This is a genomic window from Pseudomonas marincola (assembly GCF_900116605.1).
Classification (GTDB): Bacteria; Pseudomonadota; Gammaproteobacteria; order Pseudomonadales; family Pseudomonadaceae; genus Aquipseudomonas; species Aquipseudomonas marincola.
This window is the reverse complement of the sequence record NZ_FPBC01000007.1, coordinates 176076-191654: the sequence shown is the minus strand read 5'-3', so window position 1 is coordinate 191654 and position 15579 is coordinate 176076. Positions and strand designations below refer to the sequence as shown.

Below are 15579 nucleotides of genomic sequence, written 5' to 3'. Positions count from 1 at the left end.
ACACACTGTTTAAGCGCCAGTGTGGCTGCATTAAAGTTATCCACAAACGCTGTACTGTGCAAATACGGCCCTTCACTCAGGCCCGCTAACGCGCCATCATGGCTCACACAACCAACCAGGCAGACAACCAACCCTGATGCGATTACCTACCCGTCAGTCTTTATTGCCGTTTCTGCGCTGGCTGCCCTCGGTTAACCGCAAGAAGCTGAGCAACGATGCATTGGTCGGGCTGACGGGTGCGATTCTGGCGCTGCCGCAATCTATTGCCTATGCGTTGATCGCTGGGCTGCCCGCCGAGTATGGGTTGTACGCGGCGATTGTGCCGGTGATTATCGCGGCGCTTTGGGGCTCATCCTGGCACCTGATTTGCGGGCCCACAGCGGCGCTTTCCATCGTTTTGTTTACCAGCGTTAGTCCTATGGCGCCGCCGGGCAGTGAGACGTACATCGGCCTGATTTTGCTGCTGAGTTTCATGGCCGGAATCTTTCAATGGCTGCTCGGTTTGCTGCGCTTCGGCGCACTGGTCAACTTCGTTTCGCATTCGGTGGTGCTGGGCTTTACCCTGGGTGCAGCGCTGGTGATTGCCTTGGGCCAACTGCCCAACCTGCTCGGAATTGAAATCGCCAGCCAGCCAACAGCGCTGGCGACAGTACTTAACCTGGGTCAGCACCTGAGCGAAATCGACTGGCCAACCTTTGCCGTGGCAGGCTTTACGCTGGTGATCAGCGTGTTGATAAAGCTGCTGTTGCCGCGCTGGCCAGCGCTTCTTATCGGTCTTTTGGCCGGCAGCCTGCTGGTGCTGTTTATGCCCAAGCAATTTGCTCATGTCGGGCTGGTAGCAGCGTTTGAGGGCAGCCTGCCGCCAGTGCATATTCTCGACTTCAACCTGAATGACATCACCCGCCTGCTGCCCGCAGCAATTGCCTGCGGCATGTTGGGGCTGGTTACAAGCTTGTCGATTGCCCGTTCGCTGGCGACCAAATCGCGGCAGTTTCTCGATGCCAACCAGGAGGTTCGCGCGCAGGGTTTTTCCAACATGGTCGGGCCGTGGTTTTCGGCCTACGCCTCTGCCGGCTCATTCACCCGCTCGGCGCTGAACCTGCAAGCAGGGGCAAAAACTCCATTGGCCGGGGTGTTTTCAGCAATTCTGGTCGCGCTGTTTGCACTGTTCGGCACCCAGCTGATCGAGCATATTCCGTTGCCCAGCATGGCCGCTGGCATCTTGATTATCTGCTGGGGCTTGCTCGACTTTGCCGGCGTCAAATCGCTCTACCGGGTGAGTCGCTCAGAGTTTCTGGTGATGCTGCTAACGCTCGGCGCAACCTTGCTGATGGAGCTGCAAACGGCGATTTATGCCGGGGTTCTGGCATCGCTGTTCTTCTACCTCAAGCGCACCTCGCAGCCACGCGTACGCTTCTGGCAGGAAGATGAAGAAGCGCTGCTGCGCATTGAGGGCTCGATCTTCTTTGGCGCGTGCCATTACGTGCAGCAGATTCTTCAGCGCAGCCAGGGTGAGCGGGTCATCATCGATGCCCATCACGTTAACTTTATTGATTACGCTGGCGTCGAAATGCTCCATCAGGAAGCTCGCCGCCTTGGCAGCCTGAAACGCCAATTGGTGATGCGCCGCGCACGGCAACAGGTGATCGACGAGATCCAGAAGCTTGAAGGCGCCGAAGCGTGCCCGATTGTGTTTGAGGATTGATCTCTGGGGCAGCGTCGGTGCCGCCACCCAGTCTAAGGCCGCTAACTAACGGCGGCGGTTTGCAAGGCCAGCTCTCAGCCCAACAACCGGCGCAATTCGGCTAACACCGGCGCAGTATCCGGGCGCACACCGCGCCACAGATAGAACGCCTCTGCCGCCTGCTCGGCCAACATGCCCAGGCCATCCAGCGTACGCGCTGCACCGTGCTCACCAGCCCAGCGATTGAACGCGGTGGGCTCCTTGCTGTACATCATGTCGTAGCACAGGGTGTGGCCCGGTTTGATCAGACCGGGCGCAATTGGCGGCAGCTCGCCGGCAAGGCTTGCCGAGGTACCGTTGATGATCAGATCGACCGGGGCGTCGATCCAGTCAAAGCCGCTGGCCACCACCGGGCCCATATCGGCGAACAACTGCGCCAGCAGCTCGGCTTTGGCGACTGTGCGATTGGCGATAACCAGCGAGGCGGGTTGCTGCTGCAAAATCGGCTCGAGCACACCGCGCACCGCGCCGCCTGCACCCAGCAGCAGGATGCGTTTATCGCGCAAAGAGAAACCGGCGTTTTCCTGCAGATCACGCACCAGCCCGGCGCCGTCGGTGTTGTCACCGAGCAGGCTGCCGTCGTCTGTGCGCATCAAGGTATTTACCGCACCCGCACGTTCGGCGCGTGCAGTGAGGCTGTCGGCCAACTGATACGCCTGCTCCTTGAACGGCACCGTGACGTTGGCGCCTTTGCCTTCTGCAAAGAAGGTTTTGGCAAATTCGGCAAAGCCATCCAGCGGCGCCAATAGCGCCTCATAAGTGAGCTGCTGGCCGGTCTGTTCGGCGAACATTTTATGGATCAATGGCGACTTGCTGTGGCCAATGGGGTTGCCGAAGACGCCGTAGCGGTCCATGAGCGAAATCCTTGATCAAGCTGAAAACGATGGCGCCATCATAGCCAAAGTACCACCGCATGGCCTGCGAAAAATCACCGTTGCGATCGACCTAACGCGGCTAGAACGGCCACCAGCTGCGGTTGTCTTCCAGCTCTTCGCGGCATTGCTTGAGTTGCCAGCCATAATTTTTGGCCTGCGTTTCAACCTTGCGTGCGACCTGCAACAGCCAGGGCTTGGCGTTGTGCGAACCGCGACTAAACCCACCACGCCCCTCGTGATACGCGAGGTATTGTTTGTAGGCGTCCCATTTGGAAACCCCGAGCTGGCGCTGGGTGCCGTCGGTGTACCAGCCGATAAACATGATCGCGTCGTCGAAGTTGTCTCGCGAGCCGCCGTTACCGGTCTGGTCTTTGTATTCGCCCCACACCGGATCTTGCGCCTGTGCATAACCGTAGGCCGAGCTGACCCGGCCCCACGGAATTATCCACAGCAGGTAATCACGCGGCGGCAACGCGTCACTGACGTAGCTGCTCTCCTGCTTCATGATCGCCATCGCCACATTCATCGGCGTGCCGTAGGCTTTTTCCATGTCGAGCGAATCTTCATACCAGTCCGGATACTGGCGATAGATATTGCACAGGTTGGTTTGATCGCGGGGCGGCGCCGTTGAGCAGCCCGCAAGGACTGCCAACGCGCTGAGCAGGATCAGCAAACGAGCCATTGGCTGCAAACTCAATCTGCTGCCAGCCAGTCGCGGTCGGTCAGGAAGTACTCGGTGAGACGAGCCTCTTCACTGCCCGGTTCGGCCTTCCAGTCATAGCCCCAACGCACGTGCGGCGGCAGGGACATGAGGATCGATTCGGTGCGCCCGCCAGACTGCAAGCCAAACAGGGTGCCGCGGTCGTAAACCAGGTTGAACTCGACGTAACGTCCGCGCCGGTAAGCCTGAAATTCGCGTTGGTGCTCAGTGTATGGCAACGCTTTGCGGCGCTGCACAATCGGCAAGTAGGCTTCTAGATAAGCGTCACCGATGGCGCGCAGGAAGGCGAAGCTGGTGTCGAAGTCCCACTCGTTGAGGTCGTCGAAGAACAAACCGCCAATGCCACGCGGCTCGTTGCGATGCTTGATGTGGAAATAACGGTCGCACCACTCTTTGTAGCGCGGATACACATCAGCGCCGAAGGGATCGCACGCCGCTTTTGCTACGCGATGCCAGTGGGCGCAGTCTTCTTCATTGGCATAGTAGGGAGTCAGGTCGAATCCACCGCCGAACCACCACACAGCTTCTTCGCCTTCTTTTTCGGCAATGAAAAAGCGCACGTTGGCGTGCGAAGTCGGGATGTGTGGGTTGGTCGGGTGAATCACCAACGACACACCCATTGCCTCGAATCCGCGACCGGCCAGCTCTGGGCGATGGGCGCTGGCAGACGGCGGCAAGCCGGTACCGAATACGTGAGAGAAGTTGACCCCGCCTTTTTCAATCAGGCCGCCGTTTTCCATGACACGCGTACGACCGCCGCCACCTGCCGGGCGCTCCCAGGCGTCTTCGAAGAACTGCGCGGCGCCATCTTCGGCTTCCAGAGCAGCGCAAATTCGGTCTTGCAGGTCGAGCAGGTAAGCCTTCACGGCTTGGGAACGATCACTCATAGCGGCACCTTAAAACGGGTCGTGCCTGACAGCATACAAGCTGACAGGCGAAATCTGGCGCAAGCATAACATTCCCGCCAGTGCGCCCGCAGTTGACTGGTATCAAACCTAGGGTCAGTAATGCGCCTGCGCAACTTTGTGCCATTAACCGGCAAGGCAGACGATAGGAGTAATGCCCGCCGCGCAAATTAGCGGCATTATGGGCGTCTACTGGCGTTTAATCGCAGCGTCCATTTCACCATCAGCAAGGAGTCTGGCATGGCCAAGCGCATTCAATTCAGCAGTCACGGCGGCCCGGAAGTACTCGAATTCACCGACTATCAGCCCGCGGCTCCCGGCCCTAAAGAAGTCCGCGTGCAGAACCACGCCATCGGCCTGAACTTCATCGACACCTATTTCCGCAGCGGCCTGTATCAGCCGCCAGCATTGCCTTCGAGCCTGGGCACAGAAGGCGCTGGCGTGGTTGAAGCGGTCGGCAGCGAAGTTTCATCGTTCAAGGTGGGTGATCGCGTCGCCTACGCCACCGGCCCGCTGGGTGCGTATAGCGAACTGCATGTGCTGCCGGCCGAGCGACTGGTGAAACTGCCCGATGAAATCAGCTTTGAGCAGGCCGCTGCGGTAATGCTCAAGGGTTTAACCGTGCAGTATCTGTTCCGCCAGACTTACCAATTGCAGGGCGGCGAGACGATTTTGTTCCACGCAGCAGCGGGTGGTGTTGGCTCGTTTGCGTGCCAGTGGGCCAAAGCGCTCGGGGTTAACCTGATCGGCACCGTCAGCTCCGCCGCCAAGGCCGAGCGCGCGATGCAGCAGGGCGCATGGGCAACTATCGACTACAGCCACGAAGACGTTGCCAAGCGCGTGCTTGAGCTCACCGACGGCAAGAAGTGTCCGGTGGTTTACGACGGCGTAGGTAAAGACACGTGGGAAACCTCGCTCGACTGCACCGCGCCGCGCGGCCTCGTCGTCAGCTTTGGTAATGCATCTGGCGCAGTAAGCGGGGTCAACCTCGGCATTCTGGCGCAGAAAGGCGCGTTGTTCGTGACCAGGCCAACCCTGATGGGCTACGCCGATACGCCGCAACGCCTGCAAAGCATGGCCGATGAGCTGTTCGCCATGATCAGCAGCGGCAAGCTCAACGTCGAAATCAGCCAGCGTTACGCTTTGGCCGATGCCGCAAAAGCACAGATCGCACTGAGCGGCCGCCAGACCACCGGCTCAACAATCCTGTTGCCGTAAAGGTTGCGCAGCGCAATGACGGAACACCCGTCATTGCGCCAACCCGGCTTTAATCCGATCACGGCCCGCCACATCGCCAAAATCAAACGCGGAACCGCGTACACACCACAGATGGCCATGACGGATTAACCTGCGGTTTATCCATCCTCCATTGGGGAAATGTTGTTGTGGGGGCAATCGTGCGGCTCGGTTTTGCGCCGTACCACAGACCGGAGGATGGATAGCCCCGAAGGCGGCAATCCGTCATGACGATTCATGCGGCGCGGCATTACGCAAGACATGCCCGCCACACCGCCAAAATCAAAGGCGGAACCGCGTACACACCACAGATGGCCATGACGGATTAACCTGCGGTTTATCCATCCTCCATTGTGAATTGTTGTGGGGCTAATCGTGCGGGTCGGTTGCACGCCGTACCAGATCCGGAGGATGGATAGCCCCGAAGGCGGCAATCCGTCAAGACGATTTATGCGGCGCGGCATTACGCACGACTTGCCCGCGACACCGCCAAAATCAAAGGCGAAACCGGGTACACGCCACCGATGGCTATGACGGATTAACCTGCGGTTTATCCATCCTCCGTTGGTGAATGTTGTTGTGGCGCCAATCGCGCGGCTCGGTTTCACGCCAGACCAAAGGCCGGAGGATGGGTAGACCCGAAGGCGGCAATCCGTCATGGCGATTGGTGCGGCGCGGCATTACGTAAGACATGCCGCCATACCGCCAAAATCAAAGGCGAAACCGCGTACACGCCACAGATGGCTATGACGGATTAACCTGCGGTTTATCCATCCTCCATTGTGAATGTTGTTGTGAGGCTAATCGCGCGGCTCGATTTTGCCCCGCCTCATGAAGGTCGAACAACATCCCCGCTGATCAGGTCGCGGATCAGGCTGGGGTTTTTGCGTCCGCCCAATTTACCGTTGAGAACCTTGTCCAGCTGGCGTGGGAAGTATTGTTCGACGCGCAACCGCGTGCGTGCGGACGGGCGGCCTGCTGGGTTTGCCGAGGTTGAGACGATAGGGCCGGTGAGGGCGCACAGTTCGCGCACCAGCGGATGATCGCTGACGCGGATCGCCACGCTGTTGTGCTCGCCCGTAATCCACTTGGGCAAACGGTCCTGATGCGGCACCAGCCACGTGGTTGGGCCCGGCCATGTGCTGGCGACGCGGTCCTGCCAAATCTCGGGCAGGTCTTCGAGCAGGAAGTCGAACTGATGAATGCTGTCGGCAACCAGGATCAGGCCTTTGTGTATCGGCCGGCTTTTCAGCGCGAGCAAGCGCTCAACGGCCAGCTCATCAAACGGATCACAGCCAAGCCCCCATACGGCTTCGGTCGGATAGGCGATCACACCGCCCTGAAGTACAACACTTGCTGCCTGCCGAACTTGCCAACTGCTGACCATTAACTGCGCTCCATGAATGCATGCCGGGCAAGTGTATCCAAACGACGTGGACGAGGGGAAACCCAGTGCGCGGCGATGCGCTGGGGCCAATCGTTGAGCCGATGATGGAGTTCCGAGTTTCGCAATACATCTCTCAGGCTAAGAACTCTGGATTGCCCGGGCTTGCCAAAGGCCGTTTTCGCTGGCGACGCGACCATCTATTTCAAGTTCGGTCATCGTCGATAACACCTTGGGTAATGGCCAGCCGCTGGCGAACGCCAACGCTTCACTTGTTTGTGGGGCGGCGAATAGCAGCGCGAGCAACGGGTGCGATTCTTTGCGCGCCGGTTCCGCAGGCGGCGCGGGTTGATTCTGCCAGCCGCGCAGCGCTTGCAAAACATCGTCAATGCACTCGACCAGCGCGGCGCCATCGCGAATCAGCTGATGGCAGCCACGCGCGCCCGGATGATGGATTGAACCGGGAATCGCATACACCTCGCGGCCTTGTTCGGCTGCCAGTTTGGCGGTGATCAGCGAACCACTGGACGGACTGGCTTCGACCACTAATACGCCGACCGACAGACCACTGATAAGCCGGTTACGCCGTGGAAAATTACCGGCCAGAGGTGCGCAATCCAGAGGCAACTCACTGACCAGCGCCCCGCCTTGCGCGACGATATCCACAGCCAACTGACGATGCCTTGGCGGATATACACATTGCAAGCCAGTGCCCAGCACGGCGATGGTTTTACCGGTTGCAGCCAGCGCGCCACGGTGAGCGGCGCCATCAATGCCCAGCGCCAGCCCACTGGTAATAACGAACCCTGCCGCCGCCAGACTCCGCGCGAAAGCATGGGCGGTATCGAGCCCCGGCTTGGATGCGCGGCGACTGCCGACAATCGCCAGTTGCGGCTGCTCGAACAAAGCCCGGTCACCCGCCACAAACAGCAACGGCGGCGCATCGTTGAGTTCGGCGAGCAGTGCAGGGTAGTCCGCGTCATCCCACATCAACAGGTGATGCTGCTCTGCCTCAAGCCATTGCAGTGCGGCTCGGGCTCGCTCGCGCACCTCGCTGCAGCGACGTGACGCTGCACAAGTCGCGGGCAAACCCAGAGAACGCCAGGCACTGGCGGGCGCACTGATGGCGGACGAGGCATCGGCGAAGGCACGGAACAGGGTATGCAAGCGGCGCGGGCCGAGTTGCGGTAAACAATGCAGGCGGAGGCGGGCTTCGATTTCAGCCGGAGAATGGCTGGGCAGGCGTTGCGACATAATGATCATCCTTGATCTGTCGCGCCGCGCAGGCGGCTAAAGCAGCAAACCCCGCGCCCGAATCCGGGCGGCGGGGTTTTCGGGTATTACGGGTTACGCACTTTGTCCATGACTGCGAGTTGGCGCGTGGCACCCAAAATCAAACCATAGCTGAGTTTGTCGTAGGTGCGGAACACCATCAGCAAACCTGCACGTTCGTCAGGGATTTTTACCTGTTCGCCGGTCACACGATCACGCACGGTCTCGCCGGTCTTGTAGACCGCCAGCACGTTGCCTTCAGCCAAGCCATCGCGCAAGCCCTTGTTCAGGGTCACAACATCGAACTGGCCGATCTGCGAAACACCACGCGGAACATCGAGGATCAAACCATCAATTGGACCGGCTGGCTCGCTCGGCATGAATGTCGAGTTGATCGCACGCTCTTCGGTCGGGAACAGGCGGTCGCCGTTGCGCACTTCCTGATTGGCGTGGCTGAGCATCATGGTGCCGATATCGCCTTCTTCGGCAACAATCTCGCCGCCGCCGATCGAGTCGGCGTTAATGCCGAGAAACTCTTTGGTGATCGGGTCGTTGTAGGCTTTTCCCTGACGGAAGATGCCGTAAACCGGTGCAGACGGATCGAAGCTGCCGCGTGCGTACACACGATCGCCCGCGCCACTGACGACACGCTCGGCATTACCGGCAACAATATACGGCGCAGCGTTGAAGTCTTTATCGGACTCAACGATGCGGTTTCTCAGCAAAAAGCTGTTGATGGCTTCGAGCGGAATCGTCGGGATGGCTTCTGCCATTGGCGTGGTGCGAACTTTAGGCGACAGCTTGATGGTGCCGCGTGAAGCACCGCGGTTGAGCATCAGCCGAGGCTGGCCGTCGATATAGACCAGCGACAATTGGTCGCCCGGATAGATCAAGTGCGGGTTTTTCACCTGAGGATTTGCATGCCAAATCTCTGGCCATTTCCAGGGCTCGCTCAGGAAACGCCCGGAAATATCCCAGAGCGTATCGCCGCGGACCACTGTATAAGTGTCCGGGTGCCCCTCTTTAAGCTGAACTGCAGCCTGGGCCAAGCCACCCGCGGCGAGCAGTAGCAGGGCGAGTAGTGATTTCCTCATTCGGTGAATCCCTTTATTATGTGTCTTCTGTGAAGCGCCCTAGCGCCGCGTCGTGACATCAATCGCGCCACGATGTGAAGCCTTTTTCATGCTGTTCATCATCTTAGCAGCGCTTTTTGACTTTATTCCATAAGTGCATCACAAACATATATGGCTATCTTAAACATCCTAGAATTTCCAGATCCTCGACTACGTACCATTGCTAAGCCTGTGGACGTCGTTGATGACGAATTACGCCAGTTGATAGACGACATGTTTGAAACCATGTACGAAGCCCCTGGCATTGGTCTGGCTGCAACACAGGTCAATGTGCATAAGCGCATTGTGGTCATGGACATCTCCGAAGACCGCTCCGAACCACTGGTTTTCATTAACCCGGAGTTCGAGTCGCTGACTGACGAGGTTGATCAGTATCAGGAAGGCTGCCTTTCGGTGCCGGGCTTCTATGAAAACGTCGACCGCCCGCAGAAGGTCAAGGTCAAGGCTTTGGACCGTGATGGCAAGCCTTACGAGCTAATCGCCGAAGGCCTGCTGGCCGTGTGCGTTCAGCACGAGTGCGATCACCTCAATGGCAAGCTGTTCGTTGATTACCTGTCTACGCTGAAACGTGACCGGATCAAGAAAAAGCTGGAAAAACAGCACCGCCTGCGCGATTAAGCGCTGACTTATCCACAGGCTTGGCGCCTCTCAACTCCGCGCGCAAGCCCGGCCAGTGCGTGCAAGCCTTGTCCATCTAGCGAGCCCACATGACTGAAGCACTGCGTATTGTCTTTGCCGGTACTCCGGAATTCGCCGCCGAGCATCTGAAAGCCCTGCTTGGCACATCTCATCAGATTGTTGCGGTTTACACCCAGCCAGATCGCCCGGCTGGCCGCGGGCAGAAGCTTATGCCGAGCCCGGTCAAACAGCTGGCGCTTGAACACGACATTCCGGTCTATCAGCCACAAACCCTGCGTGATGCGGATGCTCAGGCCGAGCTGGCCAACTTGCAGGCCGACTTGATGGTGGTGGTCGCTTACGGGCTGATCCTGCCGCAAGTAGTGCTCGATACGCCGCGTCTGGGCTGTATCAACAGTCATGCCTCGTTGCTGCCACGCTGGCGCGGTGCTGCGCCGATCCAGCGCGCGATTGAGGCCGGTGACAGCGAGTCCGGGGTTACTGTGATGCAGATGGAAGCGGGTCTCGATACTGGCCCGATGCTGCTCAAGACACATACCCCGATCAGCGCCGAAGACACCGGCGGCAGCTTGCATGACCGGCTTGCCAGCCTTGGCCCGGCGGCCGTGATCGAAGCGATTGCAGGCCTCGCGGCAGGCACGCTGAAAGGCGAAGTACAGGATGATGCGCTGGCCACCTATGCGCACAAGCTTAATAAGGAACAGGCACAGCTCGACTGGTCGCGTCCGGCGGGTGAGCTGGAACTGTTGATCCGTGCATTCAATCCTTGGCCGATCTGCCAGAGCAGCCTCAATGGCGCAGCGCTTAAAGTGCATGCCGCCAAACTGGGCAAGGGCAGTGGCAAGCCAGGTGAAATTCTCGCCGCCAGTAAAGAAGGCCTGACGGTCGCTTGCGGCAGCGGCGCGCTGTTGCTGACCCGCCTGCAATTGCCCGGCGGCAAGGCGCTGAACTTCGCCGACCTGTATAACAGCCGTCGTGACCAATTCGCCATCGGCACGGTGCTCGCATGAATCCGCGTCTGGCTGCAGCCCGCGCCCTGAGTGCGGTTCTATCCGGCAAAGCCTCGCTGGGCAGCAGCCTGCCGCCACAACTCGACAAGGTTGAACCACGCGATCGCGGCCTGACTCAAGAGCTGGCATTCGGCACCGCGCGCTGGGAGCCAAGGCTTTCGGCGCTGGCCGAGAAGCTTTTGCAGAAACCGTTCAAGGCCGCCGACAAAGACGTCGAGGCCCTGTTACTGGTCGGCCTGTATCAGTTGCTCTACACACGCATTCCCGCCCACGCCGCCTTGGGCGAAACCGTGGGTTGCGCCGACAAGCTGAAAAAGCCCTGGGCCAAAGGCTTACTCAACGCCGTGTTGCGCCGCGCCCAACGTGAAGCCGAACCATTGCTGGCGGAAATGGAGCGCGACCCGATGGTGCGCACCGCGCATCCGCGCTGGCTGCAAAAGGCCCTCAAAGCCCATTGGCCCGAGCACTGGGAAGCGATTTGCGCGGCTAACAATGCGCATCCACCGCTGATGCTGCGGGTTAATCGCCGCCACGGCAGCCGCAATGACTATCTGCAACAACTGCAAGCAGCCGGTATCGAAGCAGCCGCCTGCACCTTCAGCCGCGATGGCATTCGTCTGATTCAAGCCTGCGATGTCACCACCCTGCCCGGATTTGCCGAAGGGCACGTCAGCGTCCAGGACGAAGCCGCGCAACTGGCGGCAGACTTGCTCGATCTGGCGCCGGGGCAACGCGTACTCGACGCCTGCTGCGCTCCGGGCGGCAAAACCTGCCATATCCTCGAAGCCGAGCCCGAGCTGGCTGGCGTAGTGGCGATAGACCTCGAAGCCAAGCGACTGGTGCGCGTTCGCGAAAACCTCGCGCGCCTCAAGCTCGACGCCGAATTGATCGCCGCCGACGGCCGTGATGTCAGCAAATGGTGGGACGGCAAGCCGTTCCAGCGGATTTTGCTCGACGCGCCCTGTTCCGCCACCGGCGTAATTCGTCGCCACCCGGACATCAAACTGGCGCGCAAAGCCGAAGACATTGCCCCGCTGGCGCACCTTCAGGGCGAGTTGCTTGACGCACTGTGGCCAACGCTGGCGGTTGGCGGCATCATGCTCTACGCCACATGCTCGACCCTGCCGACCGAGAATAGCGAAACCATCGCGGCCTTCCTTGAACGCACGCCGGGTGCACGCGAATTGGACATTGCCGGGCCATTTGGCCTGCAGCAGCCACACGGTCGACAATTGTTGGCGCAAATGGACGGCCACGATGGCTTCTACTATGCCAAGCTGATCAAAATCGCCGCGACTCCTCGCGGCTGAGGAAAGGAAACGGATGAAAATCATCATTCTCGGCGCCGGTCAGGTTGGCGGCACACTGGCAGAGCATCTGGCCAGTGAAGCCAATGACATTACCGTTGTGGACACCGATGGCGACCGCTTGCGCGACCTCGGTGATCGTCTGGATATTCGTACCGTACAAGGCCGTGGCTCATTCCCGACCGTGCTGCGTCAGGCAGGCGCGGATGATGCCGACATGTTGGTGGCCGTGACCAACAGTGACGAGATCAACATGATCGCCTGTCAGGTGGCCTACACCCTTTTCCACACCCCGACCAAGATTGCCCGTGTCCGCGAAGCGGCTTATCTGAGCCGCAGCGGGCTGTTCGATAACGAGGCGATTCCGGTTGATGTACTGATCAGCCCCGAGCAAGTGGTGACCAACTACATCAAGCGCCTGATTGAACATCCGGGCGCGCTGCAGGTGATCGACTTCGCCGAAGGCAAGGCTCAGTTGGTGGCAGTCAAAGCGTATTACGGTGGCCCGCTGGTCGGTCAGCAGTTGCGTCAGCTGCGCGAGCACATGCCCAATGTCGACACCCGCGTTGCCGCTATTTTCCGCCGCAACCGGCCGATCATCCCGAAGGGCGACACGGTCATCGAGGCTGACGACGAGGTGTTCTTCATCGCCGCCCGCGCGCACATTCGTGCGGTTATGAGCGAAATGCGTCGCCTTGAAGACAGCTACAAGAAGATTGTGATCGCCGGCGGTGGCCATATTGGCGAACGTCTGGCCGAGGCCATCGAAAGCCGCTATCAAGTCAAAATCATCGAGATGAATCCGGCGCGCTGCCGTTATCTGTCAGAGACGCTGGACAACACCATCGTCCTGCAGGGCAGTGCCTCCGACCGCGACTTGCTGGTTGAAGAGAACATCAACGACGCGGATATCTTCCTGGCGCTGACCAACGACGACGAAGCCAACATCATGTCGTCCTTGCTGGCCAAGCGCATGGGCGCGCGCAAGGTGATGACACTTATCAACAACCCGGCCTATGTGGATTTGGTGCAAGGCGGCGATATCGACATCGCCATCAGCCCGCAGCTGGCAACCATCGGCACCTTGCTGACCCACGTGCGCCGTGGCGACATCGAGAGCGTGCACTCGCTGCGCCGGGGTGCGGCCGAGGCCATCGAAGCGATTGCTCACGGCGACGCCAAATCGAGCAAGGTTATTGGCCGGGCCATTCGCGACATTACCCTGCCGCCCGGCACCACCATCGGCGCGATTATCCGTGAGGATGAAGTGTTGATCGCCCACGACATTACCGTGATCGAAAGCGGCGACCACATCATCCTGTTCCTCGTCGACAAGAAGTACATCCGTGATGTTGAAAGCCTGTTCCAGGTGGGTTTGACGTTCTTCTAAGGCGGTGCCGGTTGTGGTGTGTGAAATATGACGCCTCGATCGCCATGACGGATTGCCTCCTTCGGGGCTATCCATCCTCCGGTTTGCGGGCCGCGCCTGTTCGGGGGATGGATAAATCGCGGGTTGCTCCGTCGTGTTGTGGGTAACTTTCTCCGACGATGGCATGTGCATATTCGAATCGTTGGGATAATCGCCATGACGGATTGCCGCCTTCGGGGCTATCCATCCTCCGGTTTGTGGGTTGCGCCTGATCGGGGGATGGATAAATCGCGGGTTAATTCGGCGTGTTGTGGATAGATCTCATCGGCGATGGCATCGGCATTTTCGTATCGTTGGGATAATCGCCATGACGGATAGATTGGGGGCGCGCCGTCCGGAGGATGGATAAACCGCAGGTTAATCCGTCATGCTGTGGATAACGCTCACGACTGTTGGAGTTTGCATGCTCGAATCTCTTGAAAGGATGCTCGATAAAGGCGTCGATAATGCGTTACTGCGCTTCGGGCTGGGCAAGGGTTATCTGGATGCCGGCGATTGCGCGCAGGCAATTGAACACCTGCAACGCTGCGTAGCATTTGATCCCAACTACTCCGCCGCCTGGAAGCTACTGGGCAAGGCGCTGCAAGCCGATGGCCAGACCGACGCGGCACGCAATGCCTGGGAACAGGGCGTGGCGGCCGCTCAGGCACATGGCGACAAGCAGGCTGAGAAGGAAATGAGCGTGTTTATGCGCAAGCTGGATAAAGCCAACAACCCGTCTTGAAACGCAGTCCGCATCCTCCATAAAGCAAAAAGCCCGGCCGAGATAACTCAGGCCGGGCTTTTTCTTGGCTGATCGACTCAGGTCAGGTCGCCGGGACGGCTCTTCCGGCCAGCAACTTGGCAATCGCGCCGAGCAAAATGCCGTACAGCGGCACGAACAGCACCAGGCTCACGGTGAGCTTGATGGCGTAATCGACACTGGCGATCTCCACCCAATGCTCGGCCATAAACGGATCGCTGCTCTGCCAGAAGGCGATAGAGAAGAATATGAAGGTGTCGAGCAGGTTACCCAGAATGGTCGAGGCGGTTGGTGCAACCCACCACTGACGCAGGCGACGCATGCGGTCGAACACCTGAATATCGAGCAACTGGCCGAACACATAGGCACAGAAACTGGCCAACGCGATGCGACCGACAAATACGTTGAACTCCTGCAGCGCTGCAAAGCCTGCGAATGCAGCGTTCTGGAACAGCACAGAAACCACGTATGAGGCCACCAACGCCGGCAGCATAACGCGGGCAATCACCTTGCGCGCCGGGCCTTTGCCAAGCAGGCGAACGGTGAGGTCGGTTGCCAGAAAGATAAACGGGAAGCTGAACGCGCCCCACGTGGTGTGCCAGCCGAAAATGGTAATCGGCAACTGCACCAGGTAGTTACTGGCGATAATGATAAGAATATGAAACGCGATTAACGCGACCAACGCGGGGCGTCGGATCGTACTCAAGGAAGTCTGCATGTCAGGCCTTTTTGGATGTTATGGGGTGAGGGAACCCATTGCGCTCGGGCTGGTTAGCCAAACGAGCGCGGCATTCTAGCCAATTCCTGACCTTGAGGATAGCTTTCGTACAATAAACGGATAATTGGTCACGTCAGGATGAAACGTAACCCGGCGCCTTCTGCATCGATGCGGATGACTTCCATCTCCAGGATCGGCGCTTCGACAGGCATATCCTGCACCTGCCCAGTGACCCGGTCACCTTTGTTGAGCCCCGCCATCTCCGGATGCTTGATGTAAACACCGGCATCTGAAAGGTCACGCGTCTGGGCGATCAGCTCGCCAAAACTCGGATGGCAGATTTTGATACGGCAGTTCATCGCCGTGCGAGGGTGCTGGCGTTGGTTAGACATAGCGGGTCCGTGCTCAAGGTGAACCTATTTAATAACCGAAAGCGTCATTTATGCACAGTATTAGCTATAAAA

General features: G+C 59.1%; 15 protein-coding genes. 7 read left to right on the top strand and 8 right to left on the bottom strand.

The window, feature by feature from the left end; genetic code table 11:
• The first annotated feature begins 136 nt into the window (after nucleotides 1-136).
• Nucleotides 137-1705: a SulP family inorganic anion transporter gene (locus BM395_RS13340; protein WP_090512565.1), complete on the top strand. Its 1569-nt coding sequence runs from the start codon at nucleotides 137-139 to the stop codon at nucleotides 1703-1705.
• Between the two features lie 74 nt (nucleotides 1706-1779).
• Here BM395_RS13340 and aroE read toward each other — a convergent pair whose 3' ends face one another.
• The 3 genes from aroE to hemF form a co-directional block, all read right to left on the bottom strand.
• On the bottom strand, nucleotides 1780-2598 hold the full coding sequence (gene aroE, locus BM395_RS13335) for a shikimate dehydrogenase (RefSeq protein WP_090512562.1): 819 nt from the start codon (nucleotides 2596-2598) through the stop codon (nucleotides 1780-1782).
• 100 nt (nucleotides 2599-2698) lie between these two features.
• Entirely contained in the window at nucleotides 2699-3301 is a 603-nt protein-coding gene (locus BM395_RS13330) for a transglycosylase SLT domain-containing protein (protein ID WP_069900079.1), read from the bottom strand.
• A gap of 11 nt (nucleotides 3302-3312) precedes the next feature.
• Nucleotides 3313-4227, bottom strand: a complete 915-nt coding sequence (gene hemF, locus BM395_RS13325; RefSeq protein ID WP_090512558.1) for an oxygen-dependent coproporphyrinogen oxidase — start codon at nucleotides 4225-4227, stop codon at nucleotides 3313-3315.
• 258 nt (nucleotides 4228-4485) lie between these two features.
• Between hemF and BM395_RS13320 the strand changes: the two genes are divergently transcribed.
• Nucleotides 4486-5463 (top strand): NADPH:quinone reductase, encoded by a 978-nt coding sequence (locus tag BM395_RS13320; protein WP_069900077.1) that lies wholly within the window; start codon nucleotides 4486-4488, stop codon nucleotides 5461-5463.
• Nucleotides 5464-6310: 847 nt separating this feature from the next.
• Here BM395_RS13320 and tsaC read toward each other — a convergent pair.
• The 3 genes from tsaC to BM395_RS13305 all read right to left on the bottom strand — a co-directional run bounded on the left by tsaC (nucleotide 6311) and on the right by BM395_RS13305 (nucleotide 9231).
• The gene (gene tsaC / locus BM395_RS13315) at nucleotides 6311-6868 is read right to left on the bottom strand and encodes an L-threonylcarbamoyladenylate synthase type 1 TsaC (RefSeq protein ID WP_090512555.1); all 558 of its coding nucleotides are present in this window, start codon (nucleotides 6866-6868) and stop codon (nucleotides 6311-6313) included.
• A 138-nt stretch (nucleotides 6869-7006) separates the two neighbouring features.
• A complete protein-coding gene (gene dprA, locus BM395_RS13310) occupies nucleotides 7007-8119 on the bottom strand; it encodes a DNA-processing protein DprA (RefSeq protein ID WP_170860594.1) in 1113 nt (370 codons plus the stop codon).
• A gap of 86 nt (nucleotides 8120-8205) precedes the next feature.
• Nucleotides 8206-9231 (bottom strand): LysM peptidoglycan-binding domain-containing protein, encoded by a 1026-nt coding sequence (locus BM395_RS13305; RefSeq protein ID WP_090512552.1) that lies wholly within the window; start codon nucleotides 9229-9231, stop codon nucleotides 8206-8208.
• A gap of 150 nt (nucleotides 9232-9381) precedes the next feature.
• Here BM395_RS13305 and def point away from each other — a divergent pair, with 150 nt between their 5' ends.
• The 5 genes from def to BM395_RS13280 all read left to right on the top strand — a co-directional run bounded on the left by def (nucleotide 9382) and on the right by BM395_RS13280 (nucleotide 14379).
• On the top strand, nucleotides 9382-9888 hold the full coding sequence (gene def, locus BM395_RS13300) for a peptide deformylase (protein ID WP_069900074.1): 507 nt from the start codon (nucleotides 9382-9384) through the stop codon (nucleotides 9886-9888).
• Between the two features lie 89 nt (nucleotides 9889-9977).
• Entirely contained in the window at nucleotides 9978-10919 is a 942-nt protein-coding gene (gene fmt, locus BM395_RS13295; RefSeq protein ID WP_090512550.1) for a methionyl-tRNA formyltransferase, read from the top strand.
• Nucleotides 10916-12229, top strand: a complete 1314-nt coding sequence (rsmB, locus tag BM395_RS13290; RefSeq protein ID WP_090512547.1) for a 16S rRNA (cytosine(967)-C(5))-methyltransferase RsmB — start codon at nucleotides 10916-10918, stop codon at nucleotides 12227-12229. Before fmt ends, rsmB begins: the two co-directional genes overlap by 4 nt.
• 13 nt (nucleotides 12230-12242) lie before the next feature.
• The gene (gene trkA, locus BM395_RS13285; RefSeq protein ID WP_069900071.1) at nucleotides 12243-13616 is read left to right on the top strand and encodes a Trk system potassium transporter TrkA; all 1374 of its coding nucleotides are present in this window, start codon (nucleotides 12243-12245) and stop codon (nucleotides 13614-13616) included.
• Between the two features lie 442 nt (nucleotides 13617-14058).
• A complete protein-coding gene (locus BM395_RS13280) occupies nucleotides 14059-14379 on the top strand; it encodes a tetratricopeptide repeat protein (protein WP_090512544.1) in 321 nt (106 codons plus the stop codon).
• Between the two features lie 82 nt (nucleotides 14380-14461).
• Here the strand turns inward: BM395_RS13280 and BM395_RS13275 are convergent, their stop codons facing one another.
• Nucleotides 14462-15103 carry a 7-cyano-7-deazaguanine/7-aminomethyl-7-deazaguanine transporter gene (locus BM395_RS13275; protein ID WP_425287613.1) on the bottom strand — a complete coding sequence of 214 codons (642 nt, stop codon included), beginning with the start codon at nucleotides 15101-15103 and terminating at the stop codon, nucleotides 14462-14464.
• Between the two features lie 140 nt (nucleotides 15104-15243).
• Complete coding sequence (locus BM395_RS13270) at nucleotides 15244-15507, bottom strand: PilZ domain-containing protein (protein ID WP_090512541.1); 264 nt, start codon at nucleotides 15505-15507, stop codon at nucleotides 15244-15246.
• Nucleotides 15508-15579: the final 72 nt, after the last annotated feature.

What these genes read in the sequence shown, in the direction of transcription:
- BM395_RS13280 (WP_090512544.1), top strand. Translation starts at nt 14,059, where the DNA reads ATGCTCGAATCTCTTGAAAGGATGCTCGATAAAGGCGTCGATAATGCG.
- rsmB (WP_090512547.1), top strand. Translation starts at nt 10,916, where the DNA reads ATGAATCCGCGTCTGGCTGCAGCCCGCGCCCTGAGTGCGGTTCTATCC.
- BM395_RS13320 (WP_069900077.1), top strand. Translation starts at nt 4,486, where the DNA reads ATGGCCAAGCGCATTCAATTCAGCAGTCACGGCGGCCCGGAAGTACTC.
- def (WP_069900074.1), top strand. Translation starts at nt 9,382, where the DNA reads ATGGCTATCTTAAACATCCTAGAATTTCCAGATCCTCGACTACGTACC.
- BM395_RS13305 (WP_090512552.1), bottom strand. Translation starts at nt 9,231, where the DNA reads ATGAGGAAATCACTACTCGCCCTGCTACTGCTCGCCGCGGGTGGCTTG.
- dprA (WP_170860594.1), bottom strand. Translation starts at nt 8,119, where the DNA reads ATGTCGCAACGCCTGCCCAGCCATTCTCCGGCTGAAATCGAAGCCCGC.
- trkA (WP_069900071.1), top strand. Translation starts at nt 12,243, where the DNA reads ATGAAAATCATCATTCTCGGCGCCGGTCAGGTTGGCGGCACACTGGCA.
- hemF (WP_090512558.1), bottom strand. Translation starts at nt 4,227, where the DNA reads ATGAGTGATCGTTCCCAAGCCGTGAAGGCTTACCTGCTCGACCTGCAA.
- BM395_RS13340 (WP_090512565.1), top strand. Translation starts at nt 137, where the DNA reads ATGCGATTACCTACCCGTCAGTCTTTATTGCCGTTTCTGCGCTGGCTG.
- BM395_RS13270 (WP_090512541.1), bottom strand. Translation starts at nt 15,507, where the DNA reads ATGTCTAACCAACGCCAGCACCCTCGCACGGCGATGAACTGCCGTATC.
- tsaC (WP_090512555.1), bottom strand. Translation starts at nt 6,868, where the DNA reads ATGGTCAGCAGTTGGCAAGTTCGGCAGGCAGCAAGTGTTGTACTTCAG.
- fmt (WP_090512550.1), top strand. Translation starts at nt 9,978, where the DNA reads ATGACTGAAGCACTGCGTATTGTCTTTGCCGGTACTCCGGAATTCGCC.
- BM395_RS13330 (WP_069900079.1), bottom strand. Translation starts at nt 3,301, where the DNA reads ATGGCTCGTTTGCTGATCCTGCTCAGCGCGTTGGCAGTCCTTGCGGGC.
- aroE (WP_090512562.1), bottom strand. Translation starts at nt 2,598, where the DNA reads ATGGACCGCTACGGCGTCTTCGGCAACCCCATTGGCCACAGCAAGTCG.